Here is a 21,031-nt window from a genome sequence, read left to right as displayed (position 1 = left end):
CGTAATCCGGGGCTTTCTCGCAAGCGGATGCAGATCCCGGGTTGCGCTTCGCTTCACCCGGGCTACAGGGCTAATCGTGAACTGCGAAGATGCGGTAGCGGCGGGGCTCCAGCGAGATGACTTCGCCGGCCTGCAGTTCCCGGTCGCGCGGCGCATCGATCTCGATCACGGTCTTGCCTTCGCTGTCGGCAAGCGCGACCTCGGCACGCTGGATCGGGCCGAAGGAACGGACACGGCGCACCGCCCCTTCCAGCGATCCGCCCCCCGCCGGGCCGATCTGCATGTCATGGCGGCGCACGAACAATTTGGAGGCGCCGGGCGCCGCGCCATTGGCGGCGATGTTGAGCGGCCTGCCGCCGAGCCGGACCGCGCCGTCGCTGACATCGACCGGCAGCACGATGGATTCGCCGATGAAGCCGTGGACGAAGGCCGTCGCCGGATTGTCATAAACCTCACCGGGGGTGCCGATCTGCTCGATACGGCCCTTGTCCATGACCACCACGCGGTTGGCGACCTCGAGCGCCTCTTCCTGGTCATGGGTGACGAAGATCGAGGTGACGTGAATTTCCTGATGCAGCGAGCGCAGCCATTGCCTGAGCTCCTTGCGCACCTTGGCATCCAGCGCGCCGAAGGGCTCGTCGAGCAGCAGGATGCGCGGCTCGATTGCGAGCGCACGGGCGAGCGCGATGCGCTGGCGCTGGCCGCCGGATAGCTGGCTGGGAAAGCGATCCGACAGCCAGTCGAGCTGCACGAGATCAAGCAGCTCCTTGACGCGGGCGCGGATCGCCTTCTCGTCCTTGCGGATCGCGCGCGGCTGCACGCGCAGGCCGAAGGCGACGTTCTCGAACACCGTCATGTGGCGGAACAGCGCGTAGTGCTGGAACACGAAGCCGACATGGCGCTCGCTGGCGCCCCGGCCAAGCGCATCCTCGCCGTCGATCGTCACTTCGCCCGCCTCGGGCCAGTCGAGACCGGCAATGATCCGGAGCAGCGTGGTCTTGCCGGAGCCGGACGGCCCGAGCAGCGCCAACAGCTCGCCGTCGCCGACCTTCAGGCTGACATTATCGAGCGCTGCGAAATCGCCGAACTTCTTTACGATATTTTTGACTTCAATCGTCACTGACCATCTGCCCTTCGTCCAGACGCCGTTCGAGGATCGTCTTCACGACCAGCGTGATCAACGCCAGCATCGCAAGCAGCGACGCGATCGCGAACGACGCCACGAACTGATATTCATTATAGAGGATTTCGACCAGCAGCGGCATGGTGTTGGTCTCGTTGCGGATATGGCCCGAGACCACCGACACCGCACCGAACTCGCCCATCGCGCGCGCGTTGCACAACAGGACGCCGTAGAGCAGGCCCCATTTGATGTTGGGCAAAGTGACGCGGAAAAAGGTCTGCAGCCCTGACGCGCCCAGGGAAGTCGCCGCCTCCTCCTCCTGCGTGCCCTGCTCCTGCATCAATGGAATCAGCGCGCGTGCAACGAAGGGGAAGGTCACGAAGATGGTGGCGAGCGCAATGCCGGGCACCGCAAACAGAATGTAGATGTTGTGCGCCTGCAGCCATGGCCCGAAGAAGCCCTGCGCGCCGAACAGCAGTACGAAGACCAGGCCCGAGATCACGGGGCTGACGGAAAACGGCAGATCGATCAGCGTGATCAAAAAAGTCTTGCCGGCAAAATCGAATTTCGAGATCGCCCAGGCCGCAATCACGCCGAAAATCAGGTTGAGGCTGACGGAGATCGCCGCGATCAGAAGCGTCAACCAGATCGCCGAGAGCGCCTCCGGCTCGGTGAGCGCGGCGAAATAGGCCGTGACGCCGCGCGAAAACGCCGACGCGAACACCACGACCAGTGGCAGCACCACGAACACGGTGAGGAAGATCAGCGCCAGCGCGACGATCAGGAAGCGGATCGGCCGGGGCTCGGTGCGCAGATCCCGCTTCGAGGCCGCCGTGTGCGGGCGCACCTTCTCCCGCTGCGACGGCGGCGAGACGACATTGAGGTCTGCCGTCGGGGCATAGGCCCGCACCTGCGTGGTGGAGGAGGCCAGATTCGATTGCAGCGACATCGATGCTGGCCCCTCAGTGGGTGGGAATGCGGGTCTGCGCCCAGCGCTGCAGGCGATTGACCGCGAAAATGATGACGAAGGAAGCCAGCAGCATGACCACCGCGATCGCGGTGGCATCCGCATAGCGAAATTCGGAGAGCCGGATCACGATCAACAATGGCGCGATCTCGGAGACATTCGGCAGATTGCCGGCAATGAAGATCACCGAGCCATATTCGCCGACGGCACGGGCAAAGGCGAGCGCAAAGCCGGTCAAGAGCGCCGGGATCAGGCTCGGCAGGATCACGCGAAACACCGTGTGCCAGCGGTTGGCGCCGAGGCTTGCCGCGGCCTCCTCGATCTCGGGATCGAGATCGATCAGCACAGGCTGTACCGTCCGCACCACGAAGGGAATGCCGATGAAGACCATGGCGACGAAAATGCCGATCGGCGTGAACGCGACCTTGATGCCCAGTTCGGCAAGCGGCGCGCCTAACCAGCCCTTCTGCGCAAAGAGCTGGGTCAGCGCGACGCCGGCAACCGCGGTCGGCAGCGCGAAGGGAATGTCGACGATCGCATCGAACAGCCGCCGTCCCGGAAAGCGGTAGCGCACCAGCGCCCAGACGATGATCGTGCCCATCACCAGATTGACGCAGGCCGCGGCAAACGACAGCCCGAACGAAATCTTCAGCGCGCTCAGGGTGCGACGGCTGGTGACGATGCCCCAGAACTGGTCAAAGCTCAGCTCAAACGTCTTGAGAAACAGACCCGCGAGCGGAATCAGGACGATAACGGAGAGCCACGTCAGGGTCAGTCCCATGGTGAGACCGAATCCCGGCAAAGTGCTGCGCCGTGCAACCGCTGTGCTCACCTATCCCCCTGCTTCTGCCCCTACGGGCCCGACCAGATCAATTCTTGTAGATCTGGTCGAAGATGCCGCCCTCGGCGAAGTGCTCCTTCTGCGCCTTGGTCCAACCACCGAAAACGTCGTCGATGGTAAAAAGTTCAACCTTGGCGAAGGATTTCTCGTATTCCTTGGCAATCTCCGGATCGCGCGGACGGTAAGAATTGCGCGCGGCGATTTCTTGGCCTTCCCTGGTATACCAATATTTCAGATAGGCCTCGGCGATCGTCCTGGTACCCTTCTTGTCCGCGACAGCATCGACGATCGCGAGCGGCGGCTCGGCGAGGATCGACAGCGGCGGCGAGACGATCTCGAACTTGTCCTTGCCGAATTCGCGCTGCGCCAGAAACGCCTCGTTTTCCCAGGCAAGCAGCACGTCGCCGACGCCGCGCTCGACAAAGGTGACGGTCGAGCCGCGTGCGCCGGTGTCGAGCACGGGCACGTTCTGATAGAGGTCGGCGACGAACTTCTTGGCCTTGTCGGCAGAGCCGAACTTCTTCTGTGCGTAGCCCCAGGCGGCGAGATAATTCCAGCGCGCGCCGCCCGAGGTCTTCGGGTTCGGCGTGATGACGGCAACGCCCGGCTTGATCAGGTCGTCCCAATCCTTGATGCCCTTGGGATTGCCCTTGCGCACCAGGAAAACGATGGTCGAGGTGTAGGGTGCGGCATTCTGCGGCAGGCGCTTCTGCCAGTCCGGTGCGATCAGGCCTTTGGCTGCGACCGCGTCGACGTCGTAAGCGAGCGCGAGCGTGACCACGTCGGCCTGCAGGCCGTCGATCACGGCGCGCGCCTGCGAGCCGGAGCCGCCATGCGACTGCTTGATCTCGACGGTCTTGCCGGTCTCCTTCTGATAGGCGGCGGCAAACGCCTTATTGAAATCGGCATAGAGCTCACGCGTCGGATCGTAGGACACGTTGAGCAGCGAGTAATCGGCGGCGAAGGCCGAACCCGCCCACAGCAAGCCCGCGACGAGCGGCAGGATACGACGGACCATCTCTATCTCCATTCAAATCAGATGAAGCAACACCGGAGCACGCGGAACATAACTCGCGGCGGAGAGCGCTTTAGTCAACGGAACCGCATTTCATTGTTTGCGGCGTGGCAGCGTCATTGTCCTAAGAAGTCTTCATCGTATGAATGCCGCATTCTGTCTTGGCGCGGCCGCGCCAGCGGCCGGCGCGCGCATCCTCGCCGGATGCGGTGCGGCTGGTGCAGGGCATGCAGCCGACGGACATGTATCCGGAGGCAATAAGCGGATGCGGCGGCAGCTTGCCGTCCCGGTAGATCGCTTCAATCTCTTCGCGCGTCGCGTTGGCGAAGGGATTGAATTTCAGGCGGACGCCGTCTTCCTCGACCACGGGAATGTCGGCGCGGGCGCCGCCCTGAAAGCGCTTGCGCCCATTGAGCCAGGCCGCGAACGGCGCCAGCGCGCGCGAGAGCGGCTCGACCTTGCGGATGCGGCAGCAGGCGTCGGGATCGGAGAACCAGAGATCGCGCTCGGGATCTTCGCGACCAAGCGTCTCCTCGAGCGGCTTGATCGAGCGAACATCGGTCAGACCAAGCGTGTCGATCAGCGTGTCGCGATAGGCAAGCGTTTCCGCGAACAGCCAGCCTGTATCGAGAAAGATCACGGGGATGGCTGGATCGACATCGGCCATCACCTTCAGCAGCGCCGCCGATTCCGTGCCGAAGGACGAGACCAGAGCAAGGCGCTCGCGGCCGACCGTCTTCAGCGCGGACTCGATGACCTCGAACGGCGTCGCCATGCGCAGGGCGCGATTGAGCTCCAGCGCCGACCGCGCCTCGACCGGCATCTCGGGCGCGAGCGCGTTCATGGGCTGGCGCTTTCGGAATGGCGCAATTGCGTGCGGCGGCTCAGCGCGGTGGCGCGGCCGTCGCCGGTCGGCTGGTAGAATACGGTGTAGCGTTTCACCGTCTCCGCGAAGGCGTCCGCATCCTTTTCCTTCTTCACGTCGAGCGCGTCGAAGCCGGCGCGCAGCATGAACACGAACTGGTCGCGCAGCACCTGGCCGGTGGCGCGCAATTCGCCGTTGAAACGATAGCGCTCGCGGAGCAGCCGCGCCTGGCTATAGGCGCGGCCGTCGCGGAACGATGGAAACACCAGCGCGACCGCAGCGAGCCGGTCGAGATAGGGCACGAGTTCGTCGAGATCGCGGTTGTTGGGCCAGACCACGCCGACCTTGCCGGGGCGGCGCAGCAGCGCCTCGGAATCTTCGAGGAAGCGCGCCGCCGTCACCAGGATCGCGCCCTCGGCTGGAATCTCCGCGCCCTCGGAGACGTAGACGTAGATGTCGGTTGCGATTTTTCCGTTCTTAACGAGTGGCATAGACCCGCTCCCTGAAAGGTTCGACGCCGAGCCGCTTGACCGTGTCGATGAAGAGTTCATCGGGGGAATCGCGCAGCGCCAGATAAGCCTCGACGATGTCCTCGACCACGTCGGCGACCTCGGCATAGGGCACCGAGGGGCCGATCAGCGTGCCGAGCGCGGCACTCTCATCGGCGCGGCCGCCGATCGTGATCTGGTAAAATTCCTCGCCGTTCTTCTCGACACCCAGGATGCCGATATGGCCGACATGGTGATGGCCGCAGGCATTGATGCAGCCGGAGATATTGATGTGCAGCCGGCCGATCAGGCCCGCGGTGTCATGATTGGCAAAGCGCCGCGTCAATTCCTGCGCGATCGGGATCGAGCGCGCGTTCGCGAGCGAGCAGTAATCGAGCCCCGGGCAGGCGATGATGTCGGAGACCAGATTCACGTTCGGCGTCGCGAGCCCGACCTTGTCGAGCGCCTTCCACAACGCCGGTAGGTCGCGCTTGGCGACGTGCGGCAGCGCCAGGTTCTGCTCATGGCCGACGCGAATCTCGCCGAAGGAATAGCGATCGGCGAGATCGGCGATCACGTCCATCTGCTCGGCGGTGGCGTCGCCGGGCGGGCCGCCGACCGGCTTCAGCGACAGCGTCACGATCGAATAGCCCTGCGCCTTGTGCGGAAACACCGAATTCTTGCGCCAGCGCTCAAACAGCGGATCGTGCGCCGCCTGCCTGAGCTCGTCGGGCATATGCGGCAGCTTCTCGTAGGCGGGATAGCTGAAGCGCGAGCGCACTTCCTCGATCGCGGCATCATCCAGCGTCAGCGCGCTGTCGCGCAATAGCTGCCACTCTTCCTCGACTTCCTTGCCGAACTTCTCGATGCCGAGCTCGTGCACCAGGATCTTGATGCGCGCCTTGTAGATGTTGTCGCGGCGGCCATACTGGTTGTAGACGCGCAGGATCGCCTCGACATAGCTCAGGATGTCGCGGCCGTGCACGAACGGCTTGATGGTCTTGCCGATGAACGGCGTGCGGCCGAGTCCGCCGCCGACCAGCACCTCGAAGCCGGTCTCGCCATCGGCATTCTTGTGCAGCCGCAGGCCGATGTCGTGGATCCGGATCGCGGCGCGGTCGTGATCGGACGCGGTGATCGCGATCTTGAACTTGCGCGGCAGGAACGAGAATTCCGGATGCAGCGTCGTGTGCTGCCTGAGCAGCTCCGACCAGATGCGGGGATCCTCGACCTCGCCGGGCGCGACGCCCGCCCACTGGTCCGAGGTAACGTTGCGCATGTTGTTGCCGGAGGTCTGCATGGCGTGGATGCCGACTTCGGCAAGATCGGCGAGCGCGTCCGGCAGCTCGGCGAGCTTGATCCAGTTGAACTGGATGTTCTGCCGCGTCGTGAAGTGGCCGTAACCGCGATCGTAGCGGCGCGCGACATAGGCAAGCGCGCGCAGTTGCTTTGACGACAGCGTGCCATAGGGGATCGCGACGCGGAACATATAGGCGTGGAGCTGCAGATACACGCCGTTCTGCAATCGCAGGATCTTGAATTCGTCCTCGGTGAGTTCGCCGGAAAGGCGGCGCTTCACCTGGTCGCGGAATTCTTCGACACGTTCGTGAAGGAGCGTGCGATCGAGTTCGTCATATGCGTACATGAGGGAGAACCTTAAGCCGGAACCGGAAGCTCGATGGTGAGGCCTTCCGACCGGATATGTTCGCGGAGATTGCCGGGCGCAATCTCTCCATTGTCCTTGATTTCGACAGGCGCGATGTAGGAACCGATGGCACCGACATCGTCGGCAACCGCTTCGGCAAGCAGCGCCCGCGCATCGTCGGATGTGCGCACGATCGCGGCATCAGCGAGGCGCGACGACCAGCCATGCTGCGGCGTGCGATAGATCACCACGCCGTCATGAGTGCGGTTGGCGGTCACTACCGAAGGCCCGGTAATTCTGATTTTCTTCTGTTCAAGCGGAGAGGTCATTCGGCAGCTTCCAAAAGTTCCGAGATCACTTGGTTGAGGTTGGCTTGACGCCACGGCGCGGAGTGGGAGACGACGTCGCCGATGACGAGGATGGCGGGGCCGCCATCGATCTTCTCGACCAGCGACGGCAAATGTTCGAGCGTTCCGACCGCCGCCTTGGCATCCAACCGCGTCACCCGCGCGAACACGCCGACCGGCGTTTGCGGCGAGCGACCGGCGGCTAGGAGGCCGGCGCGGATCGTCGGCGCCGCGGTCATGCCCATATAGACGACGACGGTCATCTTCTTGTCTGTTAGCGCCGACCAGTCGACAGTCTCGGCGTCGCGCGCCTTGTGCGCGGTGAGGAAGGTGATGCGCAGCGCCTCATGGCGGAAGGTAAGCGGCGTCTCGAATTGTGCGGCGGCGCCGAGGCCCGCCGTGATGCCGGGGATCACCGAATAGGCGACGCCCGCCTGGCGCAGCGCTTCGATCTCCTCGCCGCCGCGGCCGAAGATGAAGGGATCGCCGCCCTTCAGCCGCACCGCGCGCTGTCCTGATTTCGCAGCCTCGATCATCAGTCTGTTGATCGCGTCCTGGCCGATGCCGGGCTTGCCGACGCGGCGGCCAACCGGGATGCGCGATGCGTCGCGGCGCGCGCGGTCGAGAATCTCCGATGACACCAGTTCATCGTAGAACACGACATCAGCGTCCTGCAGCGCGCGCAGCGCCTTGATAGTGAGGAGATCCGGATCGCCGGGTCCCGCACCGACCAGCGTCACATGGCCCTTGGCCTTGCCGAGTGCGGTCGCGCCGGCAAAGGCGGAGGGATCGGAAATCTGCTGCAGCGCCTTTTCCGCTTCGCCCCTCTTGCCGGCCAGCACCAGCGCGCCGATCGGACCGTCGACAATGCGCTCCCAGAAGCGGCGGCGCAGCGCGAATTCGCCGATACGCGCGTGAATTGATTTGCGGAATTGGCCGATGAAAGACGCGAGATCGCCGATGCGGGCCGGCAGCACCGCCTCGATCCGCTCGCGCACGCGGCGCGCCACAACAGGCGAAGCGCCGCCGGTGCCAACGGCGACCACGACATCGCCGCGATCGACGATCGCCGGGAAAATGAAGGTGGAATGGTCGAGATCGTCCATCACATTGACGGGCAGGCCGACAGCCTTCGCACGCGCCGCCATCGCAACACCCATATCGCCGGCGCCCGCGCAGAGCACCGCGATGACGCCGCTGAGATCGGCGACGAGCGGATCGCCTGTCGCGAGTTCGACACGCGTCGCATCGATCCCGCTCACATCATGATTGCCATCGGTCGCAAACCAGCGGACGCGCGCGCCGGCTGCCGCGAGCAGACGCAGCTTCGCACGCACGAGGTCTCCGGCGCCGACCAACAGCACCACGCCTGTTTGCAGATCCAGGAACACCGGCAAGAACCGCATGCGCCGCTCGCTTCCCCAACTTATGGGTTGACTGGAATTTTATTCTATATATGTGTCGGCAAGCGCCCGCAAAGAGAAATTTATTTCTTCTCTATTGCATCGCAACTATAGAATTTTCGCCTCCAAAGGCCAAGGCACAGAGATGCATCTTCTCGACAATGAATCCGGCACAGCACGGTTGCGCTCATCCGAGCCCCGCGAGGGAATAAAGGCGTCGCGCAAAATCCTCGTCGAAGCACCCGCGACCGTCCCTTCAATGGATCATCTCGACGAGCTCGAAGCGCAAAGCATCTACATTCTGCGCGAGGCGTTCGCCCGGTTGAAGAAGCTCGCGCTGTTGTGGTCGCTCGGCAAGGACTCCAACGTGATGATCTGGCTCGCGCGCAAGGCGTTCTTCGGCCGCGTGCCCTTCCCTGCCTTGCATGTCGATACCGGCAAGAAATTTCCGGAGATGTATGCCTTCCGCGACCAGTACGCGAAGGAATGGGATATCGACCTGCGCGTCGAACCCTGCCCGCCGATCGATAGTGTCGACCCCACGCTGCCGCCTGCGGCGCGCTCTGCTGCGCGCAAGACCGAGGGCCTGAAGCTCGCGCTGGTCAAGCACGGCTTTGACGGATTGATCGCCGGCATCCGCCGCGACGAAGAGGCCACGCGCGCCAAGGAGCGCGTGTTCTCGCCGCGCGGACTCGAGGGCGAATGGGATGTGCGCGACCAGCCGCCGGAATTCTGGGATCATTTCAACGCCTCCCCGCCGCAAGGCGCGCATTTGCGCATCCATCCGATCCTGCATTGGACCGAGGCCGACATCTGGGCCTACACAAGACGCGAGAACATCCCGATCATCCCGCTTTATCTGGCGAAGGACGGCAAGCGCTATCGTTCGCTTGGTGATGCCGACATCACCTTCCCCGTCGCGTCGACCGCGTCTGATATCGATGAGATCCTGGCCGAGCTCGAAGACACCAAGGTGCCGGAACGCGCGGGCCGCGCACTCGATCATGAGACCGAGGATGCGTTCGAGCGGCTGCGTGTCGCCGGCTATCTCTGAGCTCTTGGCAAGTTAAGGCGATCTTCGATGAACATGGTTCTTCCCAGCGCGATCTCCGCGACACCGAACGGCACCACGCGTCCGCAAGTCCGCATCGTCATCGTCGGCCATGTCGATCATGGCAAATCCACCCTCGTCGGCCGCCTCTTGCACGAGACCGGCAGCCTGCCCGATGGCAAGCTCGAAATGCTGAAAGCCGTCAGCGCGCGGCGCGGCATGCCCTTCGAATGGTCGTTCCTGTTGGACGCGCTGCAGACCGAGCGCGACCAGGGCATCACCATCGACACCACGCAGATCCGCTTCCGTACCCGCTCGCGCGACGTGGTGCTGATCGACGCGCCCGGCCACGCCGAATTCCTCCGCAACATGATCACCGGCGCCTCGCAGGCCGACGGCGCCGTGCTGATCATCGACGCGCTCGAAGGCGTGCGCGACCAGACGCGGCGGCACGGCTATCTCCTGCATTTGCTCGGCATCAAGCAGGTCGCTGTCGTCGTCAACAAGATGGACCGGGTCGATTTTAGCGCCGAGCGCTTCAACGAGATCAGCGACGAGATATCGGCGCACCTGACCGGTCTTGGCGTGAAGCCATCGGCGGTGATTCCGATTTCCGCGCGCGACGGCGACGGCGTTGCCGCGCACACGCCGCGGATCGGCTGGTACAAGGGGCCGAGCGTGGTCGAGGCGCTGGATGCGCTGGAGCCGGCGCGGCCGGCGGAAACATTGCCGCTGCGACTGCCGGTGCAGGCGATCTACAAGTTCGACGACCGCCGCATCATCGCCGGCCGCATCGAATCCGGCAGCCTGAAGGCCGGCGACGAGATCGTGATCATGCCCGCCGGCAAGATCGCGAAGATCAAGACCGTCGAGAGCTGGCCGGTGACGCCGCTTCAGGGACCGCAAACGGCCGGCCGCTCGGTCGGCATCACGCTGGACCGCGAGCTCTTCATCGAGCGCGGCGACGTCATCGGCCATGTCGGCCTGAGCCCGCGCGACACCCGCCGCATCCACGCCCGGATCTTCTGGCTGCACGATAAGCCATTGTCGAAGGGCGACCAGATCCTGATCCGGCTCGGCACGCGCGAGACCCGCGCGAGCGTGGTCGCGATCGACAAGGCAGTCGATCCCGGCGCGCTCTCCAACAAGGAAACCAATTCGATCGCACGCAACCATGTCGGCGAGATCGACATCTCGCTGGCGCAGCCGATTGCTGCCGATCCCTACAGCGAAAGCCCGCGCACCGGGCGGCTGGTGATCGAGGTGAACGGCCGGATCGCCGGTGGCGGCCTCGTGCTGTCGGTCGATGCCGGCCAGCGCGCCGTGCCCGTCGACATCGTGCCGGTGGAGTCCGCGTTGCGCGCCGACGAGCGTGCGGCCCGCTATCGTCATGGCGGCGCCGTGCTCTGGTTCACGGGGCTGCCCGGCTCCGGCAAATCGACATTGGCGCTTGCGCTGGAGCGGCGGCTGTTCACGAATGGCGGCTCGCCGATCCTGCTCGATGGCGACACCTTGCGTGCCGGCCTCAACAGCGACCTTGGCTTCTCGCACGCGCATCGCAGCGAAAACATCCGCCGCCTCGCGGAGGTCGCGACGCATCTGGCGCGCAACGGCCATATCGCGATCGTCGCCGCGGTCTCGCCCGCCGCATCCGACCGCGCCGCCGCGCGCCGCATCGCCGACAGCGCGTTCCGTGAGATCTATGTCGCAACGCCGGCGGAGATCTGCGAAAGCCGCGATCCAAAGGGCCATTACGCCAAGGCCCGCGCGGGCGGCCTGCCCTCCTTCACCGGCATCACCAATGATTACGAGCCGCCGGCGGGCAACGAACTGACCATCGATACGTCGAATCGGTCGGTGGCGGACGCCGTCGACGAGATCGAACGGATGCTGGCCCAAACCGGCATCCTATTCGAGGAAGTCGCCGACCTCGCGGCGAATATTTAGGCAGGCAATCTCCCCTCCCCGTCATCGCCCGGCTTGACCGGGCGATCCAGTATTCCAGAGACGATCGTAGTTGAAGAAGCCGCGGCGTACTGGATGCCCCGCCTCCGCGGGGCATGACGGTTGCGGGTAATATGGCCACCCGGGGGGCCTTCTCATGGCCGTGGCTTTAGCGCTAAAAGGGCGCTGAACCGCCCGCCTTTTGGCGCGTTTTTTGCTGTTTTCGTCCCGAAAACAGTCCGTAAACGCCATTTCTCTTGGAAAGCCCAACATGACGCGTGTCGAAGCCCACGGATTGAAGATCGCCCCTGTCCTGTTCGATTTCATCGCCAAGGAAGCGACCCCCAACACCGGGATCGCGCCCGACGCCTTCTGGGCGGGGCTCGCCGCCATCATCGCAAAACTGGGGCCGAAAAACCGCGAGCTGCTCGCCTTCCGCGACACGCTGCAGGCCAAGATCGACGATTGGCACCGCGCCAACAAGGGCAAGAAGTTCGACATCAACGCCTATACCGCTTTCCTGAAGGAAATCGGCTATCTGCTCCCGGAGCCGCCGACCAGGCAGGTCGAGACCGCTAATGTCGACGAAGAGATCGGCAAGATCTGCGGTCCTCAGCTCGTGGTGCCCCTGACCAATGCACGCTATGCGCTGAATGCGGCGAATGCGCGCTGGGGCAGCCTCTATGACGCCTTCTACGGCACCGACGCGATCCCGCACGACCCGAGCGAGAGTGGCAAGGGCTACAACAAGGCGCGCGGCGACAAGGTGATCGCGAAGGCCAAGGCGCTCCTGGATTCGGCCGCGCCGCTCGCGACCGGAAGCCACACTGATGTGACCTCCTACAGCGTCAGCGGCGGCAAGCTCGCGGTGAAGCTCAAGAAAGGCAACACCACCGCACTGAAATCGGCCGCACAATTCGCGGGTTATCAGGGCGATGCCGCCGCGCCAAGCGCCGTGCTGCTCGTCAACAACGGCCTGCACATCGACGTGACGATCAACCGCAATCATCCGATCGGCAAGGACGATCCGGCAGGGGTCGCCGACATGATCCTGGAGGCGGCGGTCTCCACCATCCTCGATATGGAAGACAGCGTCGCGGCCGTCGACGCCGAGGACAAGGTGCTGGTCTATCGCAATACGCTTGGTCTCATGGCCGGCACGCTGTCGGCTGATTTCGAGAAGGGCGGCAAGACCCTGACGCGCTCGCTCAATGCCGACCGCGTCTACAAGACGCCCGACGGCAAGGATCTGACGCTGCACGGCCGCAGCCTGCTCTTGATGCGCAATGTCGGCCATCACATGTTCACCGACGCCGTGCTCGATGCAAAGGGCGAGGAGATCCCCGAAGGGATCCTCGATGCCGCGGTGTCCGGCCTGCTCGGGATCCATGACATCAAGGGCAAGTCGAAGGTGAAGAACAGCCGCACCGGCTCGGTCTACATCGTCAAGCCGAAGATGCACGGCCCCGATGAAGTCGCGTTGACCTGTGAGTTGTTCGGCGAGGTCGAGAAATTGCTCTCGCTGCCGGAGAATACGCTCAAGGTCGGCATCATGGACGAGGAGCGCCGCACCACGGTCAACCTCAAGGCCAGCATCCAGAATGCGGGCAAGCGCGTGATGTTCATCAACACCGGCTTCCTCGACCGCACCGGCGACGAGATCCACACCTCGATGGAAGCGGGTCCGATGATCCGCAAGAACGACATGAAGGCGCAGCCCTGGATCAAGGCCTATGAGGATTGGAATGTCGACATCGGCCTGATCGACGGCCTGCCCGGCCATGCGCAGATCGGCAAGGGAATGTGGGCAGCGCCCGACAAGATGGCCGACATGCTGGCGCAGAAGATCGGCCATCCGCAGGCCGGCGCCACCACCGCCTGGGTGCCGTCGCCGACCGCTGCGACGCTGCACGCGCTGCACTATCACCAGGTCAACGTGATCGCGCGCCAGCAGGAGCTGGCCAAGGGTGGGCCGCGCGCGAAACTCTCCGACATCCTCACCATTCCGGTGTCGCAGTCGAACTGGGCGCCCGATGACGTGAAGCAGGAGATCGACAACAACTGCCAGGGCATCCTGGGCTATGTCGTGCGCTGGATCGACCAGGGCGTCGGCTGCTCCAAGGTGCCTGACATTCACGACGTCGGCCTGATGGAAGACCGCGCCACCCTGCGCATCTCGAGCCAGCATCTGGCGAACTGGCTGCACCAGGGCGTCGTCACCAGGGACCAGGTGATGGAGTCGCTGAAGCGTATGGCTATCGTCGTCGATGGCCAGAACAAGGGCGATCCGCTCTACAAGCCGATGGCGCCGTCCTTCGACGGTGTCGCCTTCAAGGCGGCCTGCGACTTGATCTTCAAGGGCCGCGAGCAGCCGAACGGCTACACCGAGTTCATTCTCACCGCCCGCCGTCGCGAAGCGAAGGCCGCCGGCTGATCTGGCGCATCGCCGTAGCCCGGGTGGAGCGAAGCGCAACCCGGGACCACCATCCCCGGATTACGCTTCGCTTCATCCGAGCTACAGAGCATGACGCCGCATGGTTGGAACCCGTGCGGCATCAATCCGTTTCAACGCCATCTCAACTGAAGCATCGGAGAGATGGCAATGGATTGGAACCGGATCGAGGGCAACTGGAAGCAGTTCAAGGGCGCTGCCAAGGAGAAATGGGGCAAGCTCAGCGATGACGATCTCAACGTGATCGAAGGCCGCCGCGAGCAGCTCGAAGGCAAGCTGCAGCAGCGCTACGGTTTCGCCAAGGACCAGATCCGCAAGGATGTGGACGACTGGTTCCGAAGCCTGCGATAGGCTCTCGCAGCAAAAGCCCCGGCCGACGCCGGGGCTTTTGCTTGGTGTTGTCAGAACACCGCGATGTATTCAGATGTATTTCAAGAGCGAGATTACGCCCAGGATGATCACGACGACACGCGCGATCTGCTTGGCGCGTGCGTCGAGCGGCAGCAGGTTGATCAGGTAAAGGACGAGGATAACGACCAGAAACGTGATGAGTATGCTGATGAGCATGCGGCCCCCGAGGACGTCATGAATGGCGTGTTAGCACTTTCTTAACTGCCGGAAGCCTGCGAGGTTCCTGACGGGGAACTTGCCCACTTGCGAAAAGCTCGGTCATTTCAGCGCGCTCCGTAAATATACGGCAATAGCGTTTCCGGAAATTTTTACCCTTATTGTTCCAAATGGCGACAGCTTTGGGGGAGCCACATGCTGAATCGCCTTTCTGTATCCGCGTTGCTGAAGATCGTTATCCTGAGCACTGCATTCTGCATCGTCGTCGGTTTCTCGCTGAATGCGTGGGATAGCTGGGGCCGGCTGCAGGCGGCGGGCCGGATTTCGACGATTGCCGACGTCTCGGCCGACCTTTTCAAGGCGATGCACAGCCTGCGAACCGACCGTTCGTCCACCAACCGCCTTCTGACCGGCGGGTCTCCGATGGACGGCGGGATCGAGAAGTACCTTCGCGATCTCCGCGATGCCGAAATGCTGGCGATGGCGAACGGGCTCGCCCGGCTCAAGACCATGGACTTCGCCCAGCAGAAGACCTTGGTGGCGGAGTTCGAACGGCTGTTCTCGCTGCTGACGGCCGAGCAGACGGAATTCTGGCAGGAGATGGCCAAGCCGAAGGAAGCGCGTCGCGCCGAGCTGGCGAAGGAGTATCAGGCAACGACGCAGGCCTTGCTCGACGTGCTCAATAAATTGTCGGGAACGCTTGCCGCCGACGTCAATCACCAGGATGCGGTGATCGACCAATTGCTCAACATCAAGCAGACTGCCTGGCTGCTGCGCAACACCGCCGGCGAAGCCTCCGCGCTGGTGTCAGACGGACTCGGTGCAGGCCGTATCACGCCGGAAATCCACCAAAGCTACACCAAATTCGTCGGCGGCATCGATGCCGCCTGGAAGGCGCTCGAGGTGGCAACCTCAGGCATGCAATTGCCGCCGAAGCTCGCGGCTGCGATTCCCGCCTCCAAGACCGCCTATTTCGATCCTGATTATCAAAGGCTGCGCGACCGGCTGATGGCGGCGCTTGCCAATGGCGGGAAGCCGGAGATGGCCGCGAACCAGTGGAGCCCGGTCACCGTCGGCCGGATGGGGACGGCCGTGGCGGTCGCGGAAGCGGCGCTCGATGCGGCGAAGGATCACGCTGCCGCCCAATACGCCCTGGCGCAGCGCTCGTTGATCACACAGCTTGCGCTGCTCGCCGGCGCGATCGCGCTCACGGTCGGCGCCATGATCGCGATCGGCCGCCGCGTCATCACGCCGCTGCACAACATCCGCGATGCCATGCTGAAAGTCGCCTCCGGCGACCTCAATGTCGATAGCGGCTATGCCGGGCGCAAGGACGAGATCGGCGCGCTTGCCGGTGCGCTTGAAACCTTCAAGCAGCAGGCCAAGGACAAGCTCCGCATCGAAGCGCAGGAGCGCGAGCGCAATGCCGGCGCAGCCGCCCGCCAGCAGACGATCGAGAACCATGTCGGCGAGTTCGAGCATCTGGTGCGCCAGACGCTCGAACATCTCGGCGACGCCTCCGGCAAGATGCGGGCGACGTCCGCCAACCTTTCCGCCGTGTCGCGCCAGACCAATGAACGGGTCGAGATCGCCGAAAAGGCGTCCGGCGAGGCGTCGATGAGCGTGGAGACGGTCGCAGCGGCTTCCGAGGAATTGAGCGCCTCGATCAACGACATCAGCCAGCAGGCGGCGCATGCGGCCGGTATCGCCAGCCGCGCGGTCAACCAGGCCCGCAACACCGACGGCACCGTGCAGGGACTTGCGAAATCCGCCGGCCGCATCGGCGAGGTGATCGGCCTCATCAACACCATCGCGGCGCAGACCAACCTGCTCGCGCTGAATGCCACCATCGAGGCCGCCCGCGCCGGCGAGGCCGGACGCGGCTTCGCCGTGGTCGCCTCCGAGGTCAAGTCGCTGGCGAGCCAGACCGCAAAGGCGACGGAGGAGATTTCCGAGCAGATGGCCGACATCCAGAAGGTCGCCGGCGAAGCCATCGACGCCATCAAGGGCATCGGCAGCATCATCGGCGAAGTCAATGAAGTCGCGACCGCGATTGCCGCCGCCGTCCAGGAGCAGGGCGCCGCGACCCAGGAGATCACGCGCAGCACGCAGTTTGCCGCCCAGGGCACCAAGAACGTGTCCGAGAACATCACCGGCGTGAAGGCCGATGCGGACACCGCGGCGGCCGCCGCTGCGGACGTTCGCGTCGCCTCGGAGACGCTGGAGACGCAAAGCCGTGGGCTCGGCGACCAAGTCACCGATTTCCTCGGCAAGATCCGCGCCGCCTAGCCCCTATTCACCACTCACTCCCGCGCCACCACCGGCACGCGCCCATATTTGGCGCGGATGCGGTCGGGCGCGGGCGAGAGCTGCAGCGAGGCACCGCGCTTGTCGGGGCGGCCGGCGACCATCAGGCCGTTTTCGCTGGCGACGATGTCCCCCTTCCGAAGGGTGGGATCATCCTCGATTTTGACCTGCGCCAGCCCGCCGGGATCCTTGCCGTTGCAGGTGCAACCCGCCACGATCTCGTTTCGGTAACGGAACGCGTTCGGCAGTTCCGAATACGCCGTTCCGTCCTCCGTCTCGGCGTTGTCGATGCTGCCGCCATAGACCAGCTTGGTCTCGCTCGCCGGACAGAAATTATTGCAGCTCTGCGCGCGACTGGCATTGTCGGAGACCGGCAGCGGGAAGTAACGACCATCACAGGTACGCACGCAGAACGCCTGACCCCCGCCGCTATAAGCGCGATCATAGCTGCGGTCATAGGCGCGCGGCCGCCAAATCCGTTGCTGCACGGCGGGCGGGCCGTCGTCGAACGGCGGCCGGAACATCGGAGGCCGGCCGAAGCCGCCGAACAGGAGCGAGAAGAAATCCTGGGCCTGCGCCGCGGGCGCGGCGACGGCAAGGACGAGCGCCGTCGCGCCGAATATCCATCGCCAATGCGAGATCGGGGCCATTTTCGCCTCAATTCACCGACGACACGTTCAGTCGTATCGCTTGCTGGCCCGACGGCAGCGTGGTCGCCGCGGCTTGCGGACGCGGCGGCGCCGGGCGCACGCTGATCGTGGTCCTGGTATCCGAACCGCGGGCGAGCACTGGCGCATTCTTCGGCAGCACCACGACCTTGGTGCCGACATTGACGCGGCCAAACAGATCGGTGACGTCCTCATTGGTCATCCGGATGCAGCCGGAGGAGACGAACTTGCCGATGGTCGAGGGATCGTTGGTGCCGTGGATGCGGTATTCGCTCGATCCCAGATACATCGCACGCGCGCCCAGCGGATTGCCGGGACCCCCGGCGATGAACCGCGGCAGATAGGGCTGGCGCCTGATCATCTCGGCGGGCGGATACCAGTCCGGCCATTCCGCCTTGCGGCTAATGGTCTGCACGCCTGACCAAGTGAAGCCTTCGCGGCCGACGCCGACGCCGTAGCGGATCGCGCGGCCCTGCCCGAGCACATAGTAGAGCGCGGTGTTGCCGGTATCGATGATGACCGTGCCTGCCGCTTCGCTGCTCGCAAACGGCACCACCGCACGGCGCAACCGCTCCGGCAGCACGCCGGCCTCCGCGTCCCTCCCCTCGGGCGTCAAGGCCTCGTCGGACGGAAAGGCGCCCTGCCGGATGGGGGCGTAGCCCAGCGACTGGGCGCTCGCGGAGTTCGAGAGGGCGATAGGCGTCACCAGCAGGCTGACGGCGAAGACAAGCGCGTTTGCCGCGCGCGACGATCGGCGGAATAGAGCGGATGACGGTGTCATGTGCTGCCCCATTGGATACGCATCACGCTGATGCTCTGCCCCAACCAAACGCGCGCCATCGCTTCGCGGTTCCGGCTCCGCCGTGGCAGAGTCGCATCAGTCAAGAACACAGCCGCTCACGATCGCGCGATGGAACCTGGCGGCCGGCCCGGAGTTGGCCCTCCAAGAATTTCCGGTCGTGGCACGCACACCCGCGCGTCGCCTTGACATGCGCCCGTGGCGGGAGAGAACCAGCGTGCGTGTCTTTCCCAGTGAGCGTCTCCTGTCCAATGGCGCCGAAGGCACGCCCGCCCCCGATGGCCACGCCGAGCTGCCGCCGGTCATCCGCCGCACCGAGCTCGTCGCCCTGTCGCTGGTCGGGCTCCTGGTTATCGCCATCGTCGCGGCGCTCTATCTGGCCAAGGCCTTCTTCCTGCCGATCACGATGGCCTTCATCGTCGGCACCATGCTGTCGCCGGCGGCAAGCTTCCTCGAGCGCTACCGCGTGCCCCGCGCGGTCGCCGCAGTGCTGATCGTGGCCGCCGTCAGCGCTGCCGCCACTTTCATTATCGGATTGATTTCCGCTCCGGCGATCGAGTGGAGCGCCCGGTTGCCGGAGCTCGCAGCGGCGCTGAAAGAAAAGATGCACATCTTCGACCGGCCGCTCGCGCTGTGGCAGCAATTGCAGAGCATGATCGGCGGCTCCGAGACGCTTGCCCCGTTGCAATTGCCGAAGTTCGAATGGGTGCAGCCGACGGTGGAATTCCTGTCGCCGACCTTTGCCGAATTCCTGCTGTTCATCGCCACCCTGATCCTGTTCATCGCAAGCTGGAAGGATCTGCGGCGGGGGCTCGTTATGGCCTTCGGCGATCGCGATTGGCGGCTCCGCACCCTGCGCATCCTCAACGAGATCGAGGGACATCTCGGCAACTACCTGCTCATGGTGACCATGATCAATATCGGCGTCGGGATCGGGACCGGGCTGATCTGTGCCGTCACTGGCATGCCCAACCCGGCGGGCCTTGGCGCGCTCGCCGCCACGCTGAACTTCATCCCGATCATCGGGCCGGTCGCGATGTTCGTGGTGCTGGTTCTGGTCGGTCTCGTCAGCTTCTCGACCATCAGCGCCGGATTGATCGCGCCGGCCTGCTTTGCGGTGCTGACCTTCCTCGAGGGGCATTTCATCACCCCGACCATCATCGGCCGAAGACTTGCCCTGAATGCGCTCGCCATTTTCATCGCACTGGCGTTCTGGACCTGGCTGTGGGGCCCGATGGGCGCCTTCCTGGCCTCCCCACTCCTGATCGTCGCGCTGATCCTCAAGGAGCATCTGATGCCGGTCAATTCGCCGCATCTGCCGGAGGAGTGAACCGGATTTCGGCTCGGGAACTTAGTTCCCGACGCGGCGTTCTGCCAAGAACAACATTGGTGAAGCAACATTGGTTCGGGAGCTGTTCGATGTCGGTGACAAGCGATTTCGGATTGAAGAACATGACAGACAAAGCAACCTATGAACGCCTGCAGAAGGATGTCGCCACCGTGAAGGACGACATCGCCGCGCTGACCGACCAGATCACCGAGGCGCTCAACTCGTTCGCCGGCAGCGCGCGAAAGCAGGCACGCCGTGGATACGACCAGGCGCGCGACCGCGCCGAAACCGCCGTCGACGACATGTCGGAGCGCGGCAGCGCGATGATGGACGCCGCGCAGGATGCGTACTCCTCGATCGAGGAGACGCTGGAGGACGCCATCACCCAGCGCCCGCTGGCGACCGTCGGCATTGCGCTCGGCCTCGGCTTCCTGATCGGCATGGCCTGGCGAAGGTAGCGGCGGACACGTCCCCATGCTGCAGCGACTGGTCAGTGACGTCAGGGAGCAGGCGGGCAATGCCATGCGGCTGACGTCGCTTGCGGTCGTGATCGCCGCAACCGCGCTCATTGCGCTCGGCTTCCTCTGTGCGGCGTTCTTCGTCTGGGTGCACCAGACCTATGGGCCGATTTGGGCATGTCTTGCCTGCGCCGCGCTTTTCGTGGTGGTCGCGGTGATCGCCGCCGCCCTCTACGTCGCACGGAAGCGGCAGATGCGGCTGCGCGCCGAGGAGATGGCCCGGGCGGCACGCCAATCCCTCCTCACCAACCCGGCGGTGCTAGCAACCGGCCTGCAGCTCGTCCGCGCCATCGGCGTGAAACGGCTGGTCCCGATCCTGGCGATCGGCGGGCTGGCGCTGGGGCTGATGGCCAGCCGGAGCGCGGCGAGCGATCCACCGCCACCGGACAAGTGACAGCCCTGCCGTCGTCGTCGCGAAAGCGGACGATCCAGGCTGTAGGGTGGGCAAAGGCGCACTTGCGCCGTGCCCACCATCCAGCGCCGCGCTCACAATGGTGGGCACGCTTCCGCCGGAGTGTGTTTAAGCGACGGTGCGTGTAGGCGCTTTGCCCACCCTACGGCCGTCGTCGCCGCGAAAGCGGGGACGCATAACCACAGGCGGTTATTGTGGCGCGAGCAAGCGGGTGCAGCGGAGCACACGACAACGGCCTGTGGTTGATGGGGTGGACGGCCCCCTACGGCATCAGTTGTGCCAGAATGAG

20 protein-coding genes are annotated in these 21,031 nt (G+C 64.4%); 8 read left to right on the top strand and 12 right to left on the bottom strand.

The window, feature by feature from the left end:
- Positions 1-70: 70 nt before the first annotated feature.
- From AAFX91_RS10010 to cysG, 9 genes are all read right to left on the bottom strand, one after another.
- The gene (locus tag AAFX91_RS10010; RefSeq protein WP_130579450.1) at positions 71-1,120 is read right to left on the bottom strand and encodes a sulfate/molybdate ABC transporter ATP-binding protein; all 1,050 of its coding nucleotides are present in this window, start codon (positions 1,118-1,120) and stop codon (positions 71-73) included.
- Complete coding sequence (gene cysW / locus AAFX91_RS10005; protein ID WP_394566340.1) at positions 1,110-2,072, bottom strand: sulfate ABC transporter permease subunit CysW; 963 nt, start codon at positions 2,070-2,072, stop codon at positions 1,110-1,112. Before cysW ends, AAFX91_RS10010 begins: the two co-directional genes overlap by 11 nt.
- A 13-nt stretch (positions 2,073-2,085) precedes the next feature.
- Positions 2,086-2,892: a sulfate ABC transporter permease subunit CysT gene (gene cysT, locus AAFX91_RS10000; RefSeq protein ID WP_165421146.1), complete on the bottom strand. Its 807-nt coding sequence runs from the start codon at positions 2,890-2,892 to the stop codon at positions 2,086-2,088.
- 67 nt (positions 2,893-2,959) lie between these two features.
- Positions 2,960-3,949, bottom strand: a complete 990-nt coding sequence (locus tag AAFX91_RS09995; protein ID WP_394566339.1) for a sulfate ABC transporter substrate-binding protein — start codon at positions 3,947-3,949, stop codon at positions 2,960-2,962.
- 121 nt (positions 3,950-4,070) lie between these two features.
- Positions 4,071-4,790: a phosphoadenylyl-sulfate reductase gene (locus AAFX91_RS09990; protein ID WP_394566338.1), complete on the bottom strand. Its 720-nt coding sequence runs from the start codon at positions 4,788-4,790 to the stop codon at positions 4,071-4,073.
- Entirely contained in the window at positions 4,787-5,302 is a 516-nt protein-coding gene (locus AAFX91_RS09985) for a DUF934 domain-containing protein (RefSeq protein ID WP_394566337.1), read from the bottom strand. The genes AAFX91_RS09990 and AAFX91_RS09985 overlap by 4 nt, the downstream gene beginning before the upstream one ends.
- Positions 5,289-6,944, bottom strand: a complete 1,656-nt coding sequence (locus tag AAFX91_RS09980) for a nitrite/sulfite reductase (protein ID WP_394566336.1) — start codon at positions 6,942-6,944, stop codon at positions 5,289-5,291. The genes AAFX91_RS09985 and AAFX91_RS09980 overlap by 14 nt, the downstream gene beginning before the upstream one ends.
- An 11-nt stretch (positions 6,945-6,955) precedes the next feature.
- Positions 6,956-7,273 carry a DUF2849 domain-containing protein gene (locus AAFX91_RS09975; RefSeq protein ID WP_130579440.1) on the bottom strand — a complete coding sequence of 106 codons (318 nt, stop codon included), beginning with the start codon at positions 7,271-7,273 and terminating at the stop codon, positions 6,956-6,958.
- Positions 7,270-8,697: a siroheme synthase CysG gene (gene cysG / locus AAFX91_RS09970; RefSeq protein WP_394566335.1), complete on the bottom strand. Its 1,428-nt coding sequence runs from the start codon at positions 8,695-8,697 to the stop codon at positions 7,270-7,272. Before cysG ends, AAFX91_RS09975 begins: the two co-directional genes overlap by 4 nt.
- A 256-nt stretch (positions 8,698-8,953) precedes the next feature.
- On the opposite strand from cysG, the gene cysD reads away from it, so the two are divergent.
- The 4 genes from cysD (at position 8,954) to AAFX91_RS09950 (ending at position 14,492) form a co-directional block, all read left to right on the top strand.
- Positions 8,954-9,748, top strand: a complete 795-nt coding sequence (gene cysD, locus AAFX91_RS09965; protein ID WP_394566334.1) for a sulfate adenylyltransferase subunit CysD — start codon at positions 8,954-8,956, stop codon at positions 9,746-9,748.
- A gap of 27 nt (positions 9,749-9,775) precedes the next feature.
- Positions 9,776-11,692 carry an adenylyl-sulfate kinase gene (gene cysC / locus AAFX91_RS09960; RefSeq protein WP_394566333.1) on the top strand — a complete coding sequence of 639 codons (1,917 nt, stop codon included), beginning with the start codon at positions 9,776-9,778 and terminating at the stop codon, positions 11,690-11,692.
- 268 nt (positions 11,693-11,960) lie between these two features.
- Entirely contained in the window at positions 11,961-14,123 is a 2,163-nt protein-coding gene (locus tag AAFX91_RS09955) for a malate synthase G (protein ID WP_394566332.1), read from the top strand.
- Positions 14,124-14,291: 168 nt separating this feature from the next.
- Positions 14,292-14,492, top strand: coding sequence for a CsbD family protein (locus AAFX91_RS09950; RefSeq protein WP_394566331.1), 201 nt, complete (start codon positions 14,292-14,294; stop codon positions 14,490-14,492).
- Between the two features lie 69 nt (positions 14,493-14,561).
- Here the strand turns inward: AAFX91_RS09950 and AAFX91_RS09945 are convergent, their stop codons facing one another.
- Positions 14,562-14,708, bottom strand: a complete 147-nt coding sequence (locus tag AAFX91_RS09945) for a Thivi_2564 family membrane protein (RefSeq protein ID WP_394566330.1) — start codon at positions 14,706-14,708, stop codon at positions 14,562-14,564.
- Positions 14,709-14,903: 195 nt separating this feature from the next.
- Here AAFX91_RS09945 and AAFX91_RS09940 point away from each other — a divergent pair, with 195 nt between their 5' ends.
- On the top strand, positions 14,904-16,997 hold the full coding sequence (locus tag AAFX91_RS09940) for a methyl-accepting chemotaxis protein (RefSeq protein ID WP_394566329.1): 2,094 nt from the start codon (positions 14,904-14,906) through the stop codon (positions 16,995-16,997).
- A gap of 14 nt (positions 16,998-17,011) precedes the next feature.
- On the opposite strand, the gene AAFX91_RS09935 is transcribed toward AAFX91_RS09940, so the two are convergent.
- Entirely contained in the window at positions 17,012-17,665 is a 654-nt protein-coding gene (locus AAFX91_RS09935) for a DUF2865 domain-containing protein (RefSeq protein WP_394566328.1), read from the bottom strand.
- A 7-nt stretch (positions 17,666-17,672) separates the two neighbouring features.
- Positions 17,673-18,464, bottom strand: coding sequence for a L,D-transpeptidase (locus AAFX91_RS09930; RefSeq protein WP_394566327.1), 792 nt, complete (start codon positions 18,462-18,464; stop codon positions 17,673-17,675).
- A 235-nt stretch (positions 18,465-18,699) separates the two neighbouring features.
- Here AAFX91_RS09930 and AAFX91_RS09925 point away from each other — a divergent pair, with 235 nt between their 5' ends.
- The 3 genes from AAFX91_RS09925 to AAFX91_RS09915 all read left to right on the top strand — a co-directional run bounded on the left by AAFX91_RS09925 (position 18,700) and on the right by AAFX91_RS09915 (position 20,724).
- A complete protein-coding gene (locus AAFX91_RS09925; protein WP_394566326.1) occupies positions 18,700-19,812 on the top strand; it encodes an AI-2E family transporter in 1,113 nt (370 codons plus the stop codon).
- 89 nt (positions 19,813-19,901) lie between these two features.
- Complete coding sequence (locus AAFX91_RS09920; protein ID WP_130579419.1) at positions 19,902-20,270, top strand: YqjD family protein; 369 nt, start codon at positions 19,902-19,904, stop codon at positions 20,268-20,270.
- A 16-nt stretch (positions 20,271-20,286) separates the two neighbouring features.
- Positions 20,287-20,724, top strand: a complete 438-nt coding sequence (locus AAFX91_RS09915; RefSeq protein WP_130579417.1) for a phage holin family protein — start codon at positions 20,287-20,289, stop codon at positions 20,722-20,724.
- Positions 20,725-21,031: the final 307 nt, after the last annotated feature.

The sequence above is a fragment of the Bradyrhizobium sp. 31Argb genome (assembly GCF_043638955.1).
GTDB lineage: Bacteria > Pseudomonadota > Alphaproteobacteria > Rhizobiales > Xanthobacteraceae > Bradyrhizobium.
This window is presented reverse-complemented; position numbering and strand designations above follow the sequence as displayed.

What these genes read in the sequence shown, in the direction of transcription:
- cysW (WP_394566340.1), bottom strand. Translation starts at nt 2,072, where the DNA reads ATGTCGCTGCAATCGAATCTGGCCTCCTCCACCACGCAGGTGCGGGCC.
- AAFX91_RS09995 (WP_394566339.1), bottom strand. Translation starts at nt 3,949, where the DNA reads ATGGTCCGTCGTATCCTGCCGCTCGTCGCGGGCTTGCTGTGGGCGGGT.
- AAFX91_RS09990 (WP_394566338.1), bottom strand. Translation starts at nt 4,790, where the DNA reads ATGAACGCGCTCGCGCCCGAGATGCCGGTCGAGGCGCGGTCGGCGCTG.
- AAFX91_RS09985 (WP_394566337.1), bottom strand. Translation starts at nt 5,302, where the DNA reads ATGCCACTCGTTAAGAACGGAAAAATCGCAACCGACATCTACGTCTAC.
- AAFX91_RS09980 (WP_394566336.1), bottom strand. Translation starts at nt 6,944, where the DNA reads ATGTACGCATATGACGAACTCGATCGCACGCTCCTTCACGAACGTGTC.
- AAFX91_RS09975 (WP_130579440.1), bottom strand. Translation starts at nt 7,273, where the DNA reads ATGACCTCTCCGCTTGAACAGAAGAAAATCAGAATTACCGGGCCTTCG.
- cysG (WP_394566335.1), bottom strand. Translation starts at nt 8,697, where the DNA reads ATGCGGTTCTTGCCGGTGTTCCTGGATCTGCAAACAGGCGTGGTGCTG.
- cysD (WP_394566334.1), top strand. Translation starts at nt 8,954, where the DNA reads ATGGATCATCTCGACGAGCTCGAAGCGCAAAGCATCTACATTCTGCGC.
- cysC (WP_394566333.1), top strand. Translation starts at nt 9,776, where the DNA reads ATGAACATGGTTCTTCCCAGCGCGATCTCCGCGACACCGAACGGCACC.
- AAFX91_RS09955 (WP_394566332.1), top strand. Translation starts at nt 11,961, where the DNA reads ATGACGCGTGTCGAAGCCCACGGATTGAAGATCGCCCCTGTCCTGTTC.
- AAFX91_RS09950 (WP_394566331.1), top strand. Translation starts at nt 14,292, where the DNA reads ATGGATTGGAACCGGATCGAGGGCAACTGGAAGCAGTTCAAGGGCGCT.
- AAFX91_RS09945 (WP_394566330.1), bottom strand. Translation starts at nt 14,708, where the DNA reads ATGCTCATCAGCATACTCATCACGTTTCTGGTCGTTATCCTCGTCCTT.
- AAFX91_RS09940 (WP_394566329.1), top strand. Translation starts at nt 14,904, where the DNA reads ATGCTGAATCGCCTTTCTGTATCCGCGTTGCTGAAGATCGTTATCCTG.
- AAFX91_RS09935 (WP_394566328.1), bottom strand. Translation starts at nt 17,665, where the DNA reads ATGGCCCCGATCTCGCATTGGCGATGGATATTCGGCGCGACGGCGCTC.
- AAFX91_RS09930 (WP_394566327.1), bottom strand. Translation starts at nt 18,464, where the DNA reads ATGACACCGTCATCCGCTCTATTCCGCCGATCGTCGCGCGCGGCAAAC.
- AAFX91_RS09920 (WP_130579419.1), top strand. Translation starts at nt 19,902, where the DNA reads ATGTCGGTGACAAGCGATTTCGGATTGAAGAACATGACAGACAAAGCA.
- AAFX91_RS09915 (WP_130579417.1), top strand. Translation starts at nt 20,287, where the DNA reads ATGCTGCAGCGACTGGTCAGTGACGTCAGGGAGCAGGCGGGCAATGCC.